The organism is Acinetobacter defluvii (assembly GCF_001704615.3).
Taxonomy (GTDB): domain Bacteria; phylum Pseudomonadota; class Gammaproteobacteria; order Pseudomonadales; family Moraxellaceae; genus Acinetobacter; species Acinetobacter defluvii.
Genome location: NZ_CP029397.2, coordinates 1,871,009 through 1,887,765 on the forward strand (window position 1 = coordinate 1,871,009; position 16,757 = coordinate 1,887,765).

The following is a 16,757-nucleotide window of genomic DNA, read 5'->3' on the forward strand; positions in this document are numbered from 1 at the left end:
GGTAATTATTTCATGAACTCAAGTTTGTCTTTATTACATCCTTATCCATTTGAAAAACTTAATCAATTATTTAAGGATGTACAACCCGCAGCGATGCCTTTGATTCCCTTATCAATTGGTGAACCCAAGCATCCTGCACCTGAGTTTGTGAAGCAAGCCATTATTGATCATTTTCAACATCTTTCGACTTATCCAAATAGCAAAGGTTTGCCTGAATTACGCCAAAGCATTGCCAATTGGTTAACACAGCGCTTTAAACTTAACGCCATCGATGCAGAATCGCATATCTTGCCAGTTTCGGGCACACGTGAAGGAATTTTTTCTTTTGTTCAAGCCTTGATCAATCGGGAGGATGCACCGTATGTGATAATGCCAAATCCGTTTTATCAAATTTATGAAGGTGCAGCGCTGCTTGCAGGTGCGAAACCTTATTTTATTAACTGCACTGAAGAAAATGGTTATCTAGGCGACTTTGATGCCATACCTGCCGAAGTATGGGAAAAAACAGCACTGTTATTTGTTTGCACACCGGGCAATCCAACTGGTGCAGTACTCTCAAAAGAACAATTTAAAAAGCTGATTGCCCTATCTGATCAATATAATTTTGTCATTGCATCAGACGAATGTTATTCAGAATTATGGTTCGATGCAGCACCTGTCGGTTTACTTGAAGTGTGTGCAGAAATTGGGCGTAATGACTATAAAAATTGTATTGTATTTCACTCCTTGTCGAAACGCTCAAACTTGCCAGGCATGCGTTCAGGTTTTGTGGCAGGTGATGCCCAACTATTACAACCTTATTTAAAATTCCGTACTTATCATGGTGCTGCGTTGCCTGTACAACATCAACTGGCTTCAATCGCTGCGTGGGATGATGAAGCGCATGTGGAAGAAAATCGTAAATTGTACCGTGCTAAGTTTGAATTATTTCAAAATGAATTAGCAAATTTATTGCCCTTACAGAAGCCTGATGCAGGTTTTTATTATTGGTTAAAAGTCGACAATGACGAAAAATTTGCCAAAATGCTCATGGAAAAAGCCCATATTAAAGTGCTACCGGGACGTTATCTGTCACGAGATACTGAACAAGGTAATCCAGGGGAAAACCATGTGCGTATGGCATTGGTGGCGGACATTCAACAATGTGAACAAGTCATTCAGCGCTTAAAAGCCATTTTATAATTTTGCGAATTTAACATTATTTTTAATATTTCACGCTAAAACTATTCATACTAAAAAATCCTCGACCTGTCGAGGATTTTTTTATTTCCAAAAGGGTTACACAACCCATAAACATTTTTAAAAAATATGTCTATACTGCTAAAATGTAAATAAATCTGATAAGAAACACAATGAATCACTCAGAACCACCTGTTCATCAGCGTTTTAGCCGAAAACACTGGCTCATTTTAGCAACACTCATCCTTGTTATTTTAGCGCTTATTTGGTTTTGGCAATCTAAGGGTAAAAAAACTGAAAAAACGGTTTCTCAACCAAAATCGGCAAGCACCCAACCCAAAGCAGCACTGACTGTTACGGTTATTCAACCTGAGCGACAAAACTGGCAGCAAAAACTGACTGCAAATGGCAATATTGCCGCTTGGCAAGAAGTGGTGATCGGCAGCGAGCTGTCGGGGCAACGGATCACCAAAGTTTATGTTAATGTTGGTGATCAAGTAAAACGTGGGCAAGTGCTGGCTGAAATTAACAGTGACAGTATTCGTGCAGAATTAGCCACCGCTAAAGCCAATTATAAAGAAGCACAAGCGGTACTCAACGATGCAGTGATTAACAATCAACGTATTCAACAACTGCGAAATACGGGTGCGATTTCCGCACAAGAAGCCACTCAATATCAAACCTCACAATCAACAGCTCAAGCGCGTTTAGAAGCCTCAGATGCACAAATCAAAAGCAATGAGTTACGCTTAGCGCAAACACGTGTAGTTGCTCCTGACAATGGTGTCATTTCTGCACGTTCAGCCACTGTGGGTTCACTGGCACAAACAGGACAAGAGCTTTTCCGTCTCATCCGTGATCATCGTCTGGAATGGCGTGCTGAAGTTACAACCACGGATCTATACAAACTTAAACAAGGCATGACGGCCAAAATCATTTCACCTGATCCAAATCAAAATGCAGTGACAGGCACAGTCCGCATGATTGCTCCTGTGATCGACCCACAAACTCGCTATGGTTTGGTTTATGTCGATTTACCCCTTACGCAAGCAGTGCGCATGGGCATGTTCGTCAAAGGTGAATTCGAGCTCGGCGAACAATCTGCGCTCACCATTCCACAGTCTGCACTCTTACTGCGTGATGGTTTTTCTTATGTGTTTATCGTGCAGCAGAATAATCGTGTGAAGCAGCAGAAAGTCAGTGTTGGACGTCGCCAAAATGATTTGGTTGAAATTTTAGATTTGCCTGAAAATGTCAAATTGGTTGCTTCAGGAACGGGATTCTTAGCGGATGGTGATTTAGTCAAAGTGGCTGCTAATATTCCTGAAACTCCATTAAGCAAGCAACTTGCGCCCCATCAGGAGAATTAAATATGAATTTTTCTGCGTGGTCGATCCGTAATCCTATTCCTGCGATTTTACTATTTATTATGATGGGGTTGGCAGGATTGATGTGCTTTCACTGGATGAAAGTTCAACAATTCCCTGATATTGAACTGCCTATGGTGACTGTGACTGCAACTTTGCCAGGTGCTGCTCCCCCACAACTTGAAACTGAAGTAGCACGCAAAATCGAAAACTCGATCGCCACCATTCAAGGTTTAAAAAACCAATATGCCAATATTCAAGATGGTGTGGTCACCATTACTGCAGAATTTCAACTTGAAAAACCATTACAAGAAGCAGTTGATGATGTTCGAAATGCGGTATCACAAGTACGTTCAGACTTACCCACAGATGTACGTGATCCTATTGTCAGCAAAATCAACTTATCAGGTTCACCGATTTTAACCTATGCAATCCAATCTCCAAGTATGGACGAAGAAGCCTTATCTTGGTTTGTCGACTACGACATTACACGTGCCATGCTGCAAGTCAAAGGCGTCGGTGCAGTCTCTCGTGTTGGCGGTGTGACACGCCAAGTTGAAGTTGAAATTCAACCTGAAAAATTATTGGCATTGAATGCCACAGCGACTGATATTACTCGCCAACTGCGTTTAACCCAACAAGATGCTTCAGGTGGTCAAACTAAAATTGGCGGCAGTGAACAGTCCATTCGTACCATTGCGACAGTCAAAACAGCCGATGAAATCGCAGCCATGGACATCGCCTTAAGTGATGGACGGCATATCCGTTTAGATCAAGTTGCCACAGTCAAAGACAGTTTTGCTGAACGGCGCTCAGCAGCATTGTTAAACGGTCAACCTGTGATCGGTTTTGAAATTACTCGAAGTAAAGGTGCGAGCGAAGTAGATGTCGAAAAGGGTGTGATTGACGCTTTAGATAAGCTTAAAGCAGCACATCCCGACCTAAAGATCACCCCAGCATTTAACTTTGTAACACCTGTTGTCGATAACTATAAAGGTTCAATGTCACTACTTTATGAAGGTGCCATTTTAGCTGTTTTGGTGGTGTGGCTATTTTTAAGAGATTGGCGAGCAACGATTATTGCAGCTACTGCCCTTCCCTTATCGATTTTACCTGCTTTGATCGGCATGTATTATTTAGGTTTTACACTCAACATGGTGACATTGCTGGCCATGTCCCTCGTGGTGGGGATTTTAGTCGATGATGCAATCGTTGAAATTGAAAATATCATCCGCCATCTGAGGATGGGCAAAACCCCTTATGAAGCGGCGATGGAAGCCGCTGATGAGATCGGTTTAGCGGTCATTGCAACTACATTTACTCTGATTGCAGTATTCTTACCTACTGCTTTTATGAGTGGTATTGCAGGACGTTTCTTTGTTCAATTTGGATGGAGTGCTGCACTGGCTATTTTTGCCTCACTATTGGTAGCACGTTTACTTACCCCAATGATGTCAGCCTATATGTTAAAGCCGTGGGTCGGCAAAATTGAAAATCATGAATCCACTCCAGAAGACGCTCTCGTTGATCAAGGTCATGCTACCCTTGCAAAAGACCGAAAAAAAGATGGTCGAATCATGCAAGGGTATATGCAGATGGTAACGTGGTGTTTAAATCATCGTTGGTTAACCTTAGCGGGTGCGATTTTATTTTTTATTGCTTCAATTTCCTTGATTCCATTACTACCAACAGGTTTTGTCCCTCCACCAGATACAGGACAAACCCAAGTACGTTTAGAATTAACACCAGGTTCACAATTTAATGAAACTTTAAAAACTGCAGAATATGCACGACAGTTAATCAAAGATCATCCTGAAATTAAAAGCATTTATACCACCATTGGCGGTGGTGCAGCAGGTACAGATCCATTTTCTGGTGGTGCATCATCTGAACCACGCAAAGCAACTTTAACCATTCAAACCACTGAACGCAGTAATCGCTCAATAAGCTTACAAGAGATCGAAAATGAAATTCGACAACGATTAGCACCGCTACCAGGTGCACGTGTTCAAGTGGGTATTGCAGGAAATAACAGTCAATACCAATTGGCGCTTTCAGGCGATGATTCTGAAAGCCTCATGGCGACTGCATTAAAGCTAGAACGTGAACTACGCACCATCCCCAATATCGGAAGCGTAACCTCAAGCTCCGCCTTAATTCGTCCCGAACTGGTCATTCGCCCTGATTTTGCCAAAGCGGCTGATTTGGGTGTTACCACACAAGATATCGCAGAAACTTTGCGTATTGCAACTGCGGGAGATTTTGATCAAAATCTTGCCAAGATGAATGTTTCACAACGTCAAATTCCTGTGGTGATCAAACTGAGTCTTGAAGCACGCCAAGACCAAGATTTGATTAAACGCTTAATGGTTAAAGGTAGTCATGGTCCTGTCATGCTTGGCACGATTGCTGATGTAAGCATCGAAAGTGGCCCTTCACAAATTGATCGTTTTAATCGCATGCGAAATATTAACTTTAGCATCGAACTAAATAACCAACCCTTAGGTGATATTGCAGCACAAGTGGATCAGCTCCCCACTATGCAAAACCTCCCTCCCACTGTGAAGCGTACAGACATTGGCGATGCTGAAGTCATGCAAGAACTATTTTCTAGCTTTGGCTTAGCGATGCTGACGGGCGTGTTGTGTATTTATGTGGTATTGGTACTTTTATTTAAAGATTTTTTACAACCCATTACCATTTTGGTTGCGCTACCTTTATCATTAGGGGGTGCATTCGTATTGTTGCTTTTAGCAAAAAGTAGCTTCTCTATGCCGAGTTTAATTGGTCTGATTATGTTGATGGGGATTGCCAGCAAAAATTCGATTTTATTGGTGGATTATGCCCTCATCGCCCGACATGAAAAAAATTATTCACGTTTTAATGCGCTGCTAGATGCTTGTCATAAACGGGCACGTCCGATCATTATGACGACTTTGGCAATGGGTGCGGGCATGTTACCGATTGCGTTAGGCATCGGCACAGATCCAAGTTTCCGCGCACCTATGGCGATCTCTGTTATTGGTGGTTTAATTACCAGTACTTTCTTGTCGCTTTTGGTAATTCCTGTGGTATATACATTTATTGATGATATTGAAAATTTCTTCTTTAAACGTAAAAAGCGCAGTCAACCAATTCAAGTGGAATAATCTATTTTCAGTCATATAAAAAGCCGATAATGGTTATATCGGCTTTTTAATATTTATGTGTTCTATCTCAAAAATCATGACTAAACAATAGCTTTGATCAGATGCATGGGGAAACTAAGTGAATAGCTTATTTATACCCGATTAATCAATGAATTAAGATCGTTCTTAATATGAAAGCATAATGTTGAAATACAAACTATTTTGCTGCAAATAAAAAATCCCATATCGTTATGCATGGGATTTTTAAAATCTTGGCTCTCCCACCTGGGCTCGAACCAGGGACCTGCGGATTAACAGTCCGTCGCTCTACCGACTGAGCTATGGGAGAAAAATAGATGGCTCTCCAACCTGGGCTCGAACCAGGGACCTGCGGATTAACAGTCCGTCGCTCTACCGACTGAGCTATTGGAGAATCTGATGCGCATTTTAGGGAGGAAATCGCAACTCGTCAACCAAATAATATAAAGAAATGAATTGTTTGCTGTATAAATATGCATTTTTAAAGTAAAAAAAAATTAAATCATGTTTTATGTTGATAAAACATCCAATCTCTCAGACTCATTTTGTTTGTCTAAAAAGATTTAAGTAATTTTATCCACTCCTATAGCTATATTTGATTGACTCTTATTTTAAATTATTTCCAGTCAACCTACTCTCTTCTGATATGTTATGCCTTGACTTTATACGCCAAATCCAATTCTCGATATACTTTTAAATCTTCAATTTCTTTATAAATCTGTTGCTGTAGTTCTTCTCGAAAATCAACCATATCCTGCACTGTTTCAATCTGGTCTGTACATAAACGTGGCATAAATTTAAAATAAAACGGAATTCTTTTAGGAATCATATTCTTTGGAATAGAAGGAATCACTTCACCTTGTCTTAAAAATTTGCCAATTGTAGGTTGACTTAGTATTTTTTGAAACCATTTCTGTTTTAACAAAATATTGACATCTAAGGCTAAATCAAAGACCTCATCTCCCCCTAAAGCGACAAAAGGCGCAATCTCATAATTAAATTCTTTGGCAAGCTTTAAAAAACCAAAGCGTTGCTTCCAAATCAATTGATAAGCCTCACCTTTACGCTTGATGACTTCTCGCCCACCACCTGGAAAAACCAAAATTGAATAGCCTTGTCGCATGGCTTCTTTGGCATATTCTTGGATGCCATCTACACCACCCACTCGCTTGACCACTTCTTTCCAGCCAGGAATATAAAAGTGCATATGGTCAGCCATACTTACCACCGCAATGTTATGTTCATTGAATAGGTAATCAATCAGAATCGGCGAATCTAATACACCATAAATGGTGTGATTACCGACATACATGGCAGGTTTTTGTGGATTGAGATTTTCAGCACCGAGGAAAGTTGGACGAAAGTAATAGCGCTGCAAGGCGCTAATTGCACGTAATAATTTTGAGTTATGTTTAATTTCTAAATGCTTTGATGTCATGTTGTATCCTTACAAAACATTGATCTAAACCATTTTATAATAAGAATCCCCTCTGCTTTTAGGAGATGAGCAGCACTGCTGCGTAAGAGGGAGAGGTTAATTTAGTAAATCTCTCTCATCCTAACCTTCTCCCTGAGCCATATAGGACTTTCAATCTATATTTTATAACAATTACGTATACAGAGTTTTCACAAAGCGAGTTCCCTCTCTTTTTTAAAGGAGAGGGTTAGGATGAGGATCAAAAAATCAAACCACATGCTTTTGTACAAGAATCGAACCGACAGAATAGCCTGCACCAAATGAACATAACACACCATATTCACCATCATTGACTTGATCAGCAGTACGATGCAAAGCAATGATCACACCTGCTGATGAAGTATTAGCAAACTCATCCAAAATAATTGGCACTAAAGCTGGGTCTGCTTCGGCAACTTCTCGCCCTACAACCAATTTTAGAATTAACTCATTCATATTGGCATTGGCTTGGTGTAACCAAAAACGTTTTATATCTTCAGCTTGGATTTGATTTTTTTCTAACTGCTTGGTAATAATCTTTGCAACCAAAGGACAGACTTCTTTAAATACTTTACGTCCATCTTGACGGAATTGTTTATCGTCACGTGAAGTCAATTCAGAACTATTTAAGAAACCAAAGTTATTACGAATATTGTTTGAAAATTGTGTGAATAAATGCGTATCTACAATTTCAAAACCTGTTTTAGTGGTCGTTTCTTCAATGATTGAAGCTGTAGCAACATCACCAAAAATGAAATGACAGTCACGTGAACGATAGTCTGTATGCCCTGATGTAATTTCAACATTCACCAATAACACACGACGTGCGCCAGTTTTCACTGCATCATAAGCTTGTTTCAAACCAAAAGTTGCTGCTGAACACGCCACATTCATGTCATAAGCATAGCCTTGGATACCCAGTGCTGTTTGAATTTCAATCGCAACCGCTGGATATGCACGTTGCATATTTGAACATGCCAAAATAACCACATCGATGTCTTCGGCAGTAACCCCTGCATTTTCCATGGCTTGTTTTGCTGCAATCACACCCCATTCTGCCTGAATAGAAAGCTCATCTTCAGAACGTTCTTCTAAGCGTGGGCGCAGGCGATTAATATCCAATACACCTGATTTTTCAATTACATAACGACTTTTAACACCAGAAGCTTTTTCAATAAACTCCGCACTTGAACCACGACGAGCCGTGACCTCACCCGATGCAATTTTTTCAGCATTCTCGCTGTTAAACTGTTCCACATAAGCATTTAAACTTTCGACCAACTCTTCATTGGTAATCACTTCTTCAGGATGATACAGACCAGTACCAGTAATACGGATGCCCATGTAAAACTCCTTTTTCAAAATTCACAAATATTTCAAATTATGTCTATTCTACCCGATTCCGAGCTTTTCCCATACCTTTTGTAAGCGAGTTGGTGAAATCGGCATCTTGGTTTTCATAGGTTGAGAAAATAATGAGATACGTAACTCTTCCACCATAAAGTAAAGTTCTTTCAAACGTGCATCATTTTTAAACTTAAATAATTTATCCATCCAAGGATCAATTTGTTGAATTGCAGCGTCATCTCGATTTAGATTATTCGGCAAGCGATCCAAACGCAATAACAAGGCTTTTAAATAACGTGGATATTCTTGCCATACATCGGAAGATTTCGAATAAACAAAATTTGCTAGATTCATTAAATCCAATTGATCTTCAATATCATCCATATTTTTAGCAAATACAGACTGATCCAGCATAAGTAAATGCTGACGAATCTCTTGCCATTGAATATAAATATCACTAATCAGCTTTAAGGCTTCTTGCCCATGACTTAAAAATGACTTTTTCACTTCATCTGTTAATGTCGCAAATTCTGCGGCATTAATCGGTAAGTCTTTGATTGCCATTTGTAAGGTTGCATAAACCAACATTTGCTCAAGCTGTGCTTTATCGCCCAAAGGTGAATATGCCAATGCCAAAGGCTTAGAGATTTGCTTTTTCAACTGACGGATCAAATCACCGAGTTGCATATGGATCAGCCGAATCACGCCTTCACGATGTTGTTTAATGGCTTCATTTTGATCATTAAAAGTCTGAATCACAATGCCTGATTCATCTTTAGCATCGAGCTTAGCAAAGTCTTTAGTCGCGACAAGTGCTTGATATTGTTTGACCACGACGCCTGTGACTTTTTGTGAAGCTTCGAAAACAAACTGTTCAGGGAATGTTTTAAACTCTCCTTTCAATTGCTTCACAGGGCTATGTGTTTCAGTGCGACAACGGGCTTTCAACTCACTTAAATCACGTCCTTTCTCAATCACACGTCCTTTCTCATCAATTACTTTGATCAAAGGCAACAGATATTGATCTACCCGTTCAAAGGAAAAATCCTTGGCAGTAATTTGTTCGCCACGCAACTGGAAAGCCAAAAATTCAAAAATATGTTCACATAAATGCTGTGCATCCACGAAATTCATGAACTTTTTCGCAGTATCTGGGATTGGTACCAAATTACGGCGTTTATCTTTTGGTAAAGTTTTGAGCAATGCTTCAATTAAATCCAAACGCCATCCCGGAATACCCCATGACCAAATATTTTCATCCACTTGTGGCAAAGCTTGTACAGGAATTTTAACCGTTGCACCATCTTCATCATGACTTGGATCAAAACGATAGCTTGCAGCCAAACGCAATTGTCCATTATGTAAATAATCTGGGAATTGTTGCGTGGTTGGGCGATCATTCATCCACAACGCATCATCATCGACAAACAAATAACGTGGATTCTTTGGTTCAATCGTTGCACGCCAATCTTCAAAACTACGACGACTGGCAATTTCTGCCGGCACTTTAGATGCATAAAACTGGAAAATAGTTTCTTCATCGACCACCAAATCACGACGACGCAACTTGTCCTCTACACGCTCTACCTCTTCAAGTTTCAGTAAATTATGTTTTAAAAATGGTGGCGTGATTCCCAAATTCCCTGTGGTCAAAGCATCACGTAGAAAAATCTCGTGTGCCGCAGGCTGATCCACCTTTTCATAATTGGTCGCGCGTTTCGGCTCAATGATCAACCCAAATAAAGAAATCTGATCATAAGCATTGACCACACCCGGCTTTTTCGCCCAATGCGGTTCAAAATAATGATGTTTTAATAAATTTGGAGCGGCTAATAAAATCCATTCAGGTTCAATTTTTGCCAAAGTTCGCAAATACACTTGCGAAGTTTCCACCATTTCAAATGCCATCACCCACGGCGTATTGGTTTTATGCAAAGTTGATGCAGGGAAAATACGGGCTTTTTGCTGACGCACTGCCATAAACACATTACGTTCATCAGTTTTATTGGCAATAAAAGACAATAATCCTGTCAATAAAGCACGATGCAGATTTTCATAATTGGCTTTCTTTTCATTAAAAGACAGCTTTAAACCTTGTGCTAAATCAAGCAATTGCTCATGAGTTTTCTTCCATTCACGCAAACGTAACCAACTCAAGAAATGCTGTTTGGCAAAAGTACGACGTTTATTTTCACTTAAATTTTCACGATTCTCAGTTAGTGTATTCCACAATTTTAAATAAAATAAAAAGTCTGAATCCGCTTCTTTAAACAATGCATGCTTTTGATCCGCTTGCATTTGTTTATCGGCAGGACGTTCACGCGGATCTTGTACCGCAAGTGCCGCGACAATAATGAGGACTTCATTCAACACACCAAAATGCGCACCACCTAAAATCATCCGTGCAAGCCGTGGGTCAATCGGCATTTTCGCCATTTGTAGACCAATTTTAGTTAACTCATCTTTTTGCTCGTTATATGCACCTAACTCAATCAGCAACTTACGACCATCATTCACCAAACGATGATCCGGTGGTTCAATAAAATCAAAAGATTCAACAGCACCCAAACCCAAACTTTGCATTTGCAGAATAACTGACGCCAAGTTAGTACGTTTAATTTCAGGTTCAGTAAATTCAGGACGACTTTGGAAATCTTCCTCAGAATACAAACGGATACACACGCCGGGTGCAATACGACCACAACGCCCTTTACGCTGATTAGCTGCTGCTTGCGATACAGCTTCAATCGGTAAACGCTGTATACGAGAACGGTAGCTATAACGTGAAATACGGGCAAAACCACTATCAATTACATAACGAATATTCGGTACAGTTAAAGCCGTTTCAGCTACGTTGGTGGCAATAATAATGCGTCGTCCACCACCTGATGGATTAAAGATTTTCTGCTGTTCAGCAAGTGCTAAACGTGCATACAGTGGTAAAACTTGGGTGTGTTTTGGACCAAATTTATGTAAAGTTTCTTGTAATTCTCGAATCTCTTGTTCGGTACTTGCGAAAATTAAAATATCCGCATGTTCAGGATGCCCTTTAGTTTCAGCATCATAAAAACATTCTTCAACAGCAGACACGACTGCACGAGGTAGATTTTCCTCAAAATCATCGAAATCGTCATCATCACTACCACCAATCGTCAATTCTGAAATAGGACGATAACGGACTTCGACAGGATAACTGCGCCCTTCTACTTCAAAAATCGGTGCATTATTAAAATACTGACTAAAACGATTTACATCTAAAGTTGCCGAAGTAATAATAATCTTTAAATCAGGGCGTTTTTTAACAATTTGTTTTAAATAGCCCATGATGAAGTCGATATTCAGCGAACGTTCATGCGCTTCATCGATAATAATCGTGTCATATTTATTTAAATAACGATCATTAGACAGTTCAGCAAGCAAGATACCATCCGTCATCAACCGTACAATAGAGTCATTTGAACCTTGTTCATTAAAACGCACTTTAAAAGAAATTGACTGTCCAAGTTTTTCGCCGACTTCTTCAGCGATCCGCTGCGACACACTGCGAGCAGCCAAACGTCTAGGCTGAGTATGCCCAATCATGCCTGTTAAACCACGACCTGCAAGCATCGCAATTTGTGGAAGCTGCGTAGTTTTACCCGAACCTGTTTCCCCTGCCACAATGATGATTTGATGCTTTTGGATCGCTTCAATCAATTTATCAGCATATTGGGTCACAGGTAGGTCTTGATTCAGTTTAATCGTGGGTAAACTTGCGAATCTTTTTTTGACCTGATGATTAGACTTTTCAAATAATTCTTGAAATTTTTCAGGATTCGCCTCTTTGCCTTTTTTCAGCCGACTTAAACGATGACGATCCCGAACCATGACCAATTGATCGACATTGAGCTGATTTGGCACAGATACACTTTCCTAAACATAAAAATTGAACGCAACATTTTACGCTGTACGCTTGCAGAATTAAAGATCAATCTATTTTTAGCTTTCAGATTTTATGAGATAAATCGCCACAAAACCCCAATACAGATAGAACATTAAAACAGTGCTAAGCAATGCACGATGCCCACACTGAAAAATACTGTCATAAATAACTTGATAAAAAGGTGCAGCAGAAAACATATTCATTGGAATCGCCATAAACATCAACATGACGAAATTTACTACGAAAAACCAAAATTTAGTTGTGGTGAAACTCAAAAGAATGGCAAAAAATAGTCCAATGATCCCTGCAAAAATAAATAATAACGGCTCATCAGAAGTATATGTACTAAACTCATTAAAACGAATAATACCTTCCCGCGTATAACCTGTCACACAAAAAGCATCATCATACGTAAATGCTACAAATGTACTCAACGAAGCAATTACTAGAATTACAATAGCGAGGAATTGATACTTTTTTGCTTTCACCATTCTATTTCCAATATGAGGAAAAATTGGGATACATCAAATTTAAAATAATAAAAATCGATTGGAAAATTAAAAAACTAAGCAACCAAAGATTGTCGCAGAATTTCACACTGTCGTGAATAATTTGATCAAGTGGAATCGTCACCATACACAAACTTAGAAACTGTAATAAACACAAACTTGTAAATAATCCAATCCACCAAGAACGGGGAGGTTTGAAAAAATATATCGGTGAGAAAATAAAACCCAACATTCCAGCAATACCAAACACCATACTATCATCAGCTTGCGAACCTTGGATCTCCTGAATATTGATCAATACACCATTTTCGTAGAGGTTTATAACACAGACCTGCATCTTCTACGCTCAATGCAGAAAAACTTGCAAGTACTAAAGAAATGAAAATTATTATTTTAAAATGGTTTACTCCAAAGATGTTCTTAATTTTCAAATTCATAAAAAATAAACATCAAACTTAAAATAAGAAATAGTGATTCTCCAATCACCCAAGCCAACAACCAATAATTTTGACAATAAACAATACTGTCATAAACCAAGCCCAATACTGATGGCGAATCGATCATGCTACTCAGGAAAATTGTTTGCAGAAGAATCAACACAACAAAAAATAGCAAATACCAACCTCGATGATAAGACAATAGTAAAGGCAAAAAAAAAAATCAATGCCGTCATGGCACTTATGCCAAAGATACTTGGATCATTGCTTATACCGCCATTTAACTGATCAAGTGACCAAACTGTATTTTGCCCTGCATATTCATATAGGCAAAATGAACCATTTCCCCCAATTACACACAAAGAAGCAATCAAAAGAAAAATAATCGCTAAAGCTCTCAAAATCTGACTAATGATCATCAATGTATTCTTATCTAAAAAGTTATCTTATATGAATGTATTTTAGACAATGAAACATTTTTTAGCATTTTTTTGAGAATCACCCTTGAAAATAGCAACCGCTGACTGCATGTTGTTTAAAGAGTGAAAAGATTACTTTGTCATTCAATCATCATATTTTTAATGTTTTAATAGTTTAGAAATTATGTTGTATGAACAAAATGATCAATTTGGAGGAGTAGTTCTGGAGTTTGGCTAATTCGGATTTTCCGATATTAACCATAAAAAAATACTATTTCCTCAATAAGTAAAATTGCATTATTCTATTTTTAAATTAAAGACTAACCTCAATCATGGAGATAATGATGAGCTTAATTAATACTGAAGTTAAACCATTTAAAGCACAAGCATTCCAAAACGGTCAATTCATTGAAGTTACAGAAGCTGATCTTAAAGGCAAATGGTCTGTAGTTTTCTTCTATCCTGCTGATTTCACTTTTGTTTGCCCAACTGAGCTTGGCGACCTTGCTGACAACTACGCTGAATTCCAAAAGTTAGGCGTTGAAATCTACTCAGTTTCTACTGACACACACTTCACTCACAAAGCTTGGCACGACTCTTCTGAAGAAATCAAAAAAATCCAATATGTAATGGTTGGCGATCCAACTTGGACACTTGCTAAAAACTTCGAAGTTTTAATTGAAGCTGATGGTCTTGCTGATCGTGGTACTTTCGTTATCGATCCAGAAGGTAAAATCCAAATCATCGAAATCAATGCGGGTGGTATTGGTCGTGATGCTTCTGAACTTCTTCGTAAAGTTAAAGCAGCTCAATATGTTCACGGTCACCCAGGTGAAGTTTGCCCAGCTAAATGGAAAGAAGGTGACGCTACTTTAGCGCCTTCAATCGACTTAGTCGGTAAAATCTAATTTTATTAGATTGATCTGATCAAAAAACCACGCTAAAAAGCGTGGTTTTTTACTTTTTATGAATATTTCAATTTGACCAAATCGCCAGTTCATAATCATCTAAATCTTTAAAGTGAAAACGACGACCGCCAGGGAAACTAAAAATGTCGCGTACAATCGTTCCACCAGCCTCTTTGACACATTGTAAACTGTGCTCGAGATGATCACTATATAAAATAACCAATGCACCACCTCCGCTTTGGACTGTATCAGACTGGGCAAAACCGCCTTTAATCACGCCACTATCGAACTCACAATAAGATGAGCCGAAGTCAGTAAAAGTCCAACCTAAATGTTGATAAAACGCTTTGGTCTGCTTAATGTCTTTAACATTAAATTCAATATAATTAATTGATATTTTCTCATTAACTGAGGTCTGAATCATTTTTATCTCTCTTTTATTTTATAGATATAAATAGATGTTGATATCATTAAGCCCTATGTTCATTTTTAATAATTTCAAGAAATGCTCGATTAGTATTATATCGCCTTACTTAAACGATCAACTTGTTTTAATAGCTCTGGCATACGATATTTTCCATACATTTTCTGCACATTATTTTTTGCTTGCTCAAGTTGTATCCCTCTGGCTGTAATATATAAAGGTTTTGTACTTTGACCTCTTAAAATTTCACAGTCCGAAGGTGTACCTTTATAGCTATTCTTTGCAACACCAATCACAGGAATCTCACTGTCTAAAGCCTCATATAAATATTGACCTAAGCCCTTGTGTTGATCCTCTCCTAAAGTGACATAACCATCAATCAAAATCATGGTAACTGGCTCTTTTACTTGTTTAAATAATGCCAAAATACATGGCAATTCACGTTTATAAAATTGTCCAGATTCATATTCCGCAATTTCTTGCACATTTAAAGTATAGCTTTGCGTACAAAGCTTGCTTGTCCAATCTTCAAAAACTACAGCCACAACATGTGCGAAACTTTCAGTATAGGCAACATCGAAAGCGATAATCATAAAATACCTAAGCTATAACTTTTTAATTTAGTGGCGAATAACATATAAATAGCAGAAAAATGAAGAATTAAATTACAAATCTGTCATATATTCCCTAATATAAATAGACTAATTTCAAAATATGTAGAAAACAACTTTCTACAAAATAATCAAAAATTATAAGGGGTTGCTTATGGGATCAATGGTGACCGTGACTTCTTGGAAGTACAATGCATCTTCACGCTATTTAAAAATTTTTTATAACAATGGTTCTGGTGAGCTTTACCATCCTGTGCCACAATTCATCTACAATAATCTATTACGTTATCCAGACAAAACGGTATTTGTGCAAAAATATTTAGAGTATGATCTGCACTTTACGCGCATTAGCATTTTATAAAATCAGGCTTGTCCTGATTTTTTTATAATAGATAATCCTTGCGGGTGACCATAAACAGCCCCGCCCCTAAGGATAATGTTGTACTTAAAAACCGTTGATCTTTTTTAACTTCTTGGATGAAATTTTTTACCTCACTGGCATGTGAAATCACATTATCCACAAAAAGCACGCCACCATTTTCATTGATCATTTTACTTAAATGCGGCCAATATTTAAGATATTGATCACGCTCTGCATCCAGTAAAATAAAATCATATTTTTCATGGGATTGTATTAAAAAATCGTAAGCATCCCCTACCCAAAATTCAATAACATCATCGACCGCGAACTCTTTAGCATAATTCTTAGCTTGAAGTGTGCGTTGCTCTTCTATTTCTAAAGTTGTAATCTGTCCTTGCGTCACCTGCGCCGCATCTGCCAACCATAAAGTTGAATACCCTGTAGAAGTTCCTATTTCTAAGATTCTCTTAGAATTTTGAATACGAATTTGCATCGCTAAAAATTGAGCAGAATCAGGCTCTATATTGCGATAACGCTTAAGCCGATCACATTGGGTTGCATCATATTTGATAAAAGACTGATATAAATGGTTAACTTTCTCAACAAAGTCTAAACTTAAGCTCATAATTTCAACCCATATCCTATTTTCT

General features: G+C 38.4%; 15 protein-coding genes and 2 tRNA genes. 5 read left to right on the forward strand and 12 right to left on the reverse strand.

All coding sequences use genetic code 11. The features are described 5' to 3' along the window. Positions 1-12: 12 nt before the first annotated feature. The 3 genes from dapC (at position 13) to DJ533_RS11330 (ending at position 5,695) form a co-directional block, all read left to right on the forward strand. The gene (dapC, locus tag DJ533_RS11320) at positions 13-1,182 is read left to right on the forward strand and encodes a succinyldiaminopimelate transaminase (protein WP_065993004.1); all 1,170 of its coding nucleotides are present in this window, start codon (positions 13-15) and stop codon (positions 1,180-1,182) included. A gap of 170 nt (positions 1,183-1,352) precedes the next feature. Next, positions 1,353-2,549, forward strand: coding sequence for an efflux RND transporter periplasmic adaptor subunit (locus tag DJ533_RS11325; protein WP_065993002.1), 1,197 nt, complete (start codon positions 1,353-1,355; stop codon positions 2,547-2,549). A gap of 2 nt (positions 2,550-2,551) precedes the next feature. After that, entirely contained in the window at positions 2,552-5,695 is a 3,144-nt protein-coding gene (locus DJ533_RS11330) for an efflux RND transporter permease subunit (protein WP_065993000.1), read from the forward strand. 252 nt (positions 5,696-5,947) lie between these two features. Here DJ533_RS11330 and DJ533_RS11335 read toward each other — a convergent pair. From DJ533_RS11335 to DJ533_RS11370, 9 genes are all read right to left on the reverse strand, one after another. Then, a tRNA-Asn gene (locus DJ533_RS11335) sits at positions 5,948-6,023 on the reverse strand. A gap of 8 nt (positions 6,024-6,031) precedes the next feature. Continuing rightward, positions 6,032-6,107 (reverse strand) — tRNA-Asn (locus DJ533_RS11340). Between the two features lie 255 nt (positions 6,108-6,362). Further along, complete coding sequence (locus DJ533_RS11345; RefSeq protein ID WP_065992993.1) at positions 6,363-7,151, reverse strand: lysophospholipid acyltransferase family protein; 789 nt, start codon at positions 7,149-7,151, stop codon at positions 6,363-6,365. 246 nt (positions 7,152-7,397) lie between these two features. Continuing rightward, a complete protein-coding gene (locus DJ533_RS11350; protein ID WP_065992991.1) occupies positions 7,398-8,513 on the reverse strand; it encodes a beta-ketoacyl-ACP synthase III in 1,116 nt (371 codons plus the stop codon). A 48-nt stretch (positions 8,514-8,561) separates the two neighbouring features. Continuing rightward, the gene (gene hrpA, locus DJ533_RS11355) at positions 8,562-12,416 is read right to left on the reverse strand and encodes an ATP-dependent RNA helicase HrpA (RefSeq protein WP_065992988.1); all 3,855 of its coding nucleotides are present in this window, start codon (positions 12,414-12,416) and stop codon (positions 8,562-8,564) included. Between the two features lie 78 nt (positions 12,417-12,494). Then, entirely contained in the window at positions 12,495-12,929 is a 435-nt protein-coding gene (locus DJ533_RS11360) for a hypothetical protein (RefSeq protein ID WP_065992986.1), read from the reverse strand. A 1-nt stretch (position 12,930) separates the two neighbouring features. Then, positions 12,931-13,284 (reverse strand): hypothetical protein, encoded by a 354-nt coding sequence (locus DJ533_RS11365; RefSeq protein WP_065992984.1) that lies wholly within the window; start codon positions 13,282-13,284, stop codon positions 12,931-12,933. An 83-nt stretch (positions 13,285-13,367) separates the two neighbouring features. Beyond that, the gene (locus DJ533_RS18695) at positions 13,368-13,511 is read right to left on the reverse strand and encodes a hypothetical protein (RefSeq protein WP_171488558.1); all 144 of its coding nucleotides are present in this window, start codon (positions 13,509-13,511) and stop codon (positions 13,368-13,370) included. Between the two features lies 1 nt (position 13,512). Further along, positions 13,513-13,803, reverse strand: a complete 291-nt coding sequence (locus tag DJ533_RS11370) for a hypothetical protein (RefSeq protein WP_065992983.1) — start codon at positions 13,801-13,803, stop codon at positions 13,513-13,515. 344 nt (positions 13,804-14,147) lie between these two features. Between DJ533_RS11370 and ahpC the strand changes: the two genes are divergently transcribed. After that, entirely contained in the window at positions 14,148-14,711 is a 564-nt protein-coding gene (ahpC, locus tag DJ533_RS11375) for an alkyl hydroperoxide reductase subunit C (RefSeq protein WP_065992982.1), read from the forward strand. A gap of 67 nt (positions 14,712-14,778) precedes the next feature. Here the strand turns inward: ahpC and DJ533_RS11380 are convergent, their stop codons facing one another. Further along, complete coding sequence (locus DJ533_RS11380; protein ID WP_065992980.1) at positions 14,779-15,135, reverse strand: VOC family protein; 357 nt, start codon at positions 15,133-15,135, stop codon at positions 14,779-14,781. Between the two features lie 95 nt (positions 15,136-15,230). Beyond that, entirely contained in the window at positions 15,231-15,728 is a 498-nt protein-coding gene (locus DJ533_RS11385) for an endonuclease V (RefSeq protein ID WP_065992978.1), read from the reverse strand. Positions 15,729-15,900: 172 nt separating this feature from the next. On the opposite strand from DJ533_RS11385, the gene DJ533_RS11390 reads away from it, so the two are divergent. After that, positions 15,901-16,107: a KTSC domain-containing protein gene (locus DJ533_RS11390; RefSeq protein ID WP_065992976.1), complete on the forward strand. Its 207-nt coding sequence runs from the start codon at positions 15,901-15,903 to the stop codon at positions 16,105-16,107. A gap of 22 nt (positions 16,108-16,129) precedes the next feature. Here DJ533_RS11390 and DJ533_RS11395 read toward each other — a convergent pair whose 3' ends face one another. Next, positions 16,130-16,732 (reverse strand): O-methyltransferase, encoded by a 603-nt coding sequence (locus tag DJ533_RS11395; RefSeq protein ID WP_065992974.1) that lies wholly within the window; start codon positions 16,730-16,732, stop codon positions 16,130-16,132. Positions 16,733-16,757 lie beyond the last annotated feature (25 nt).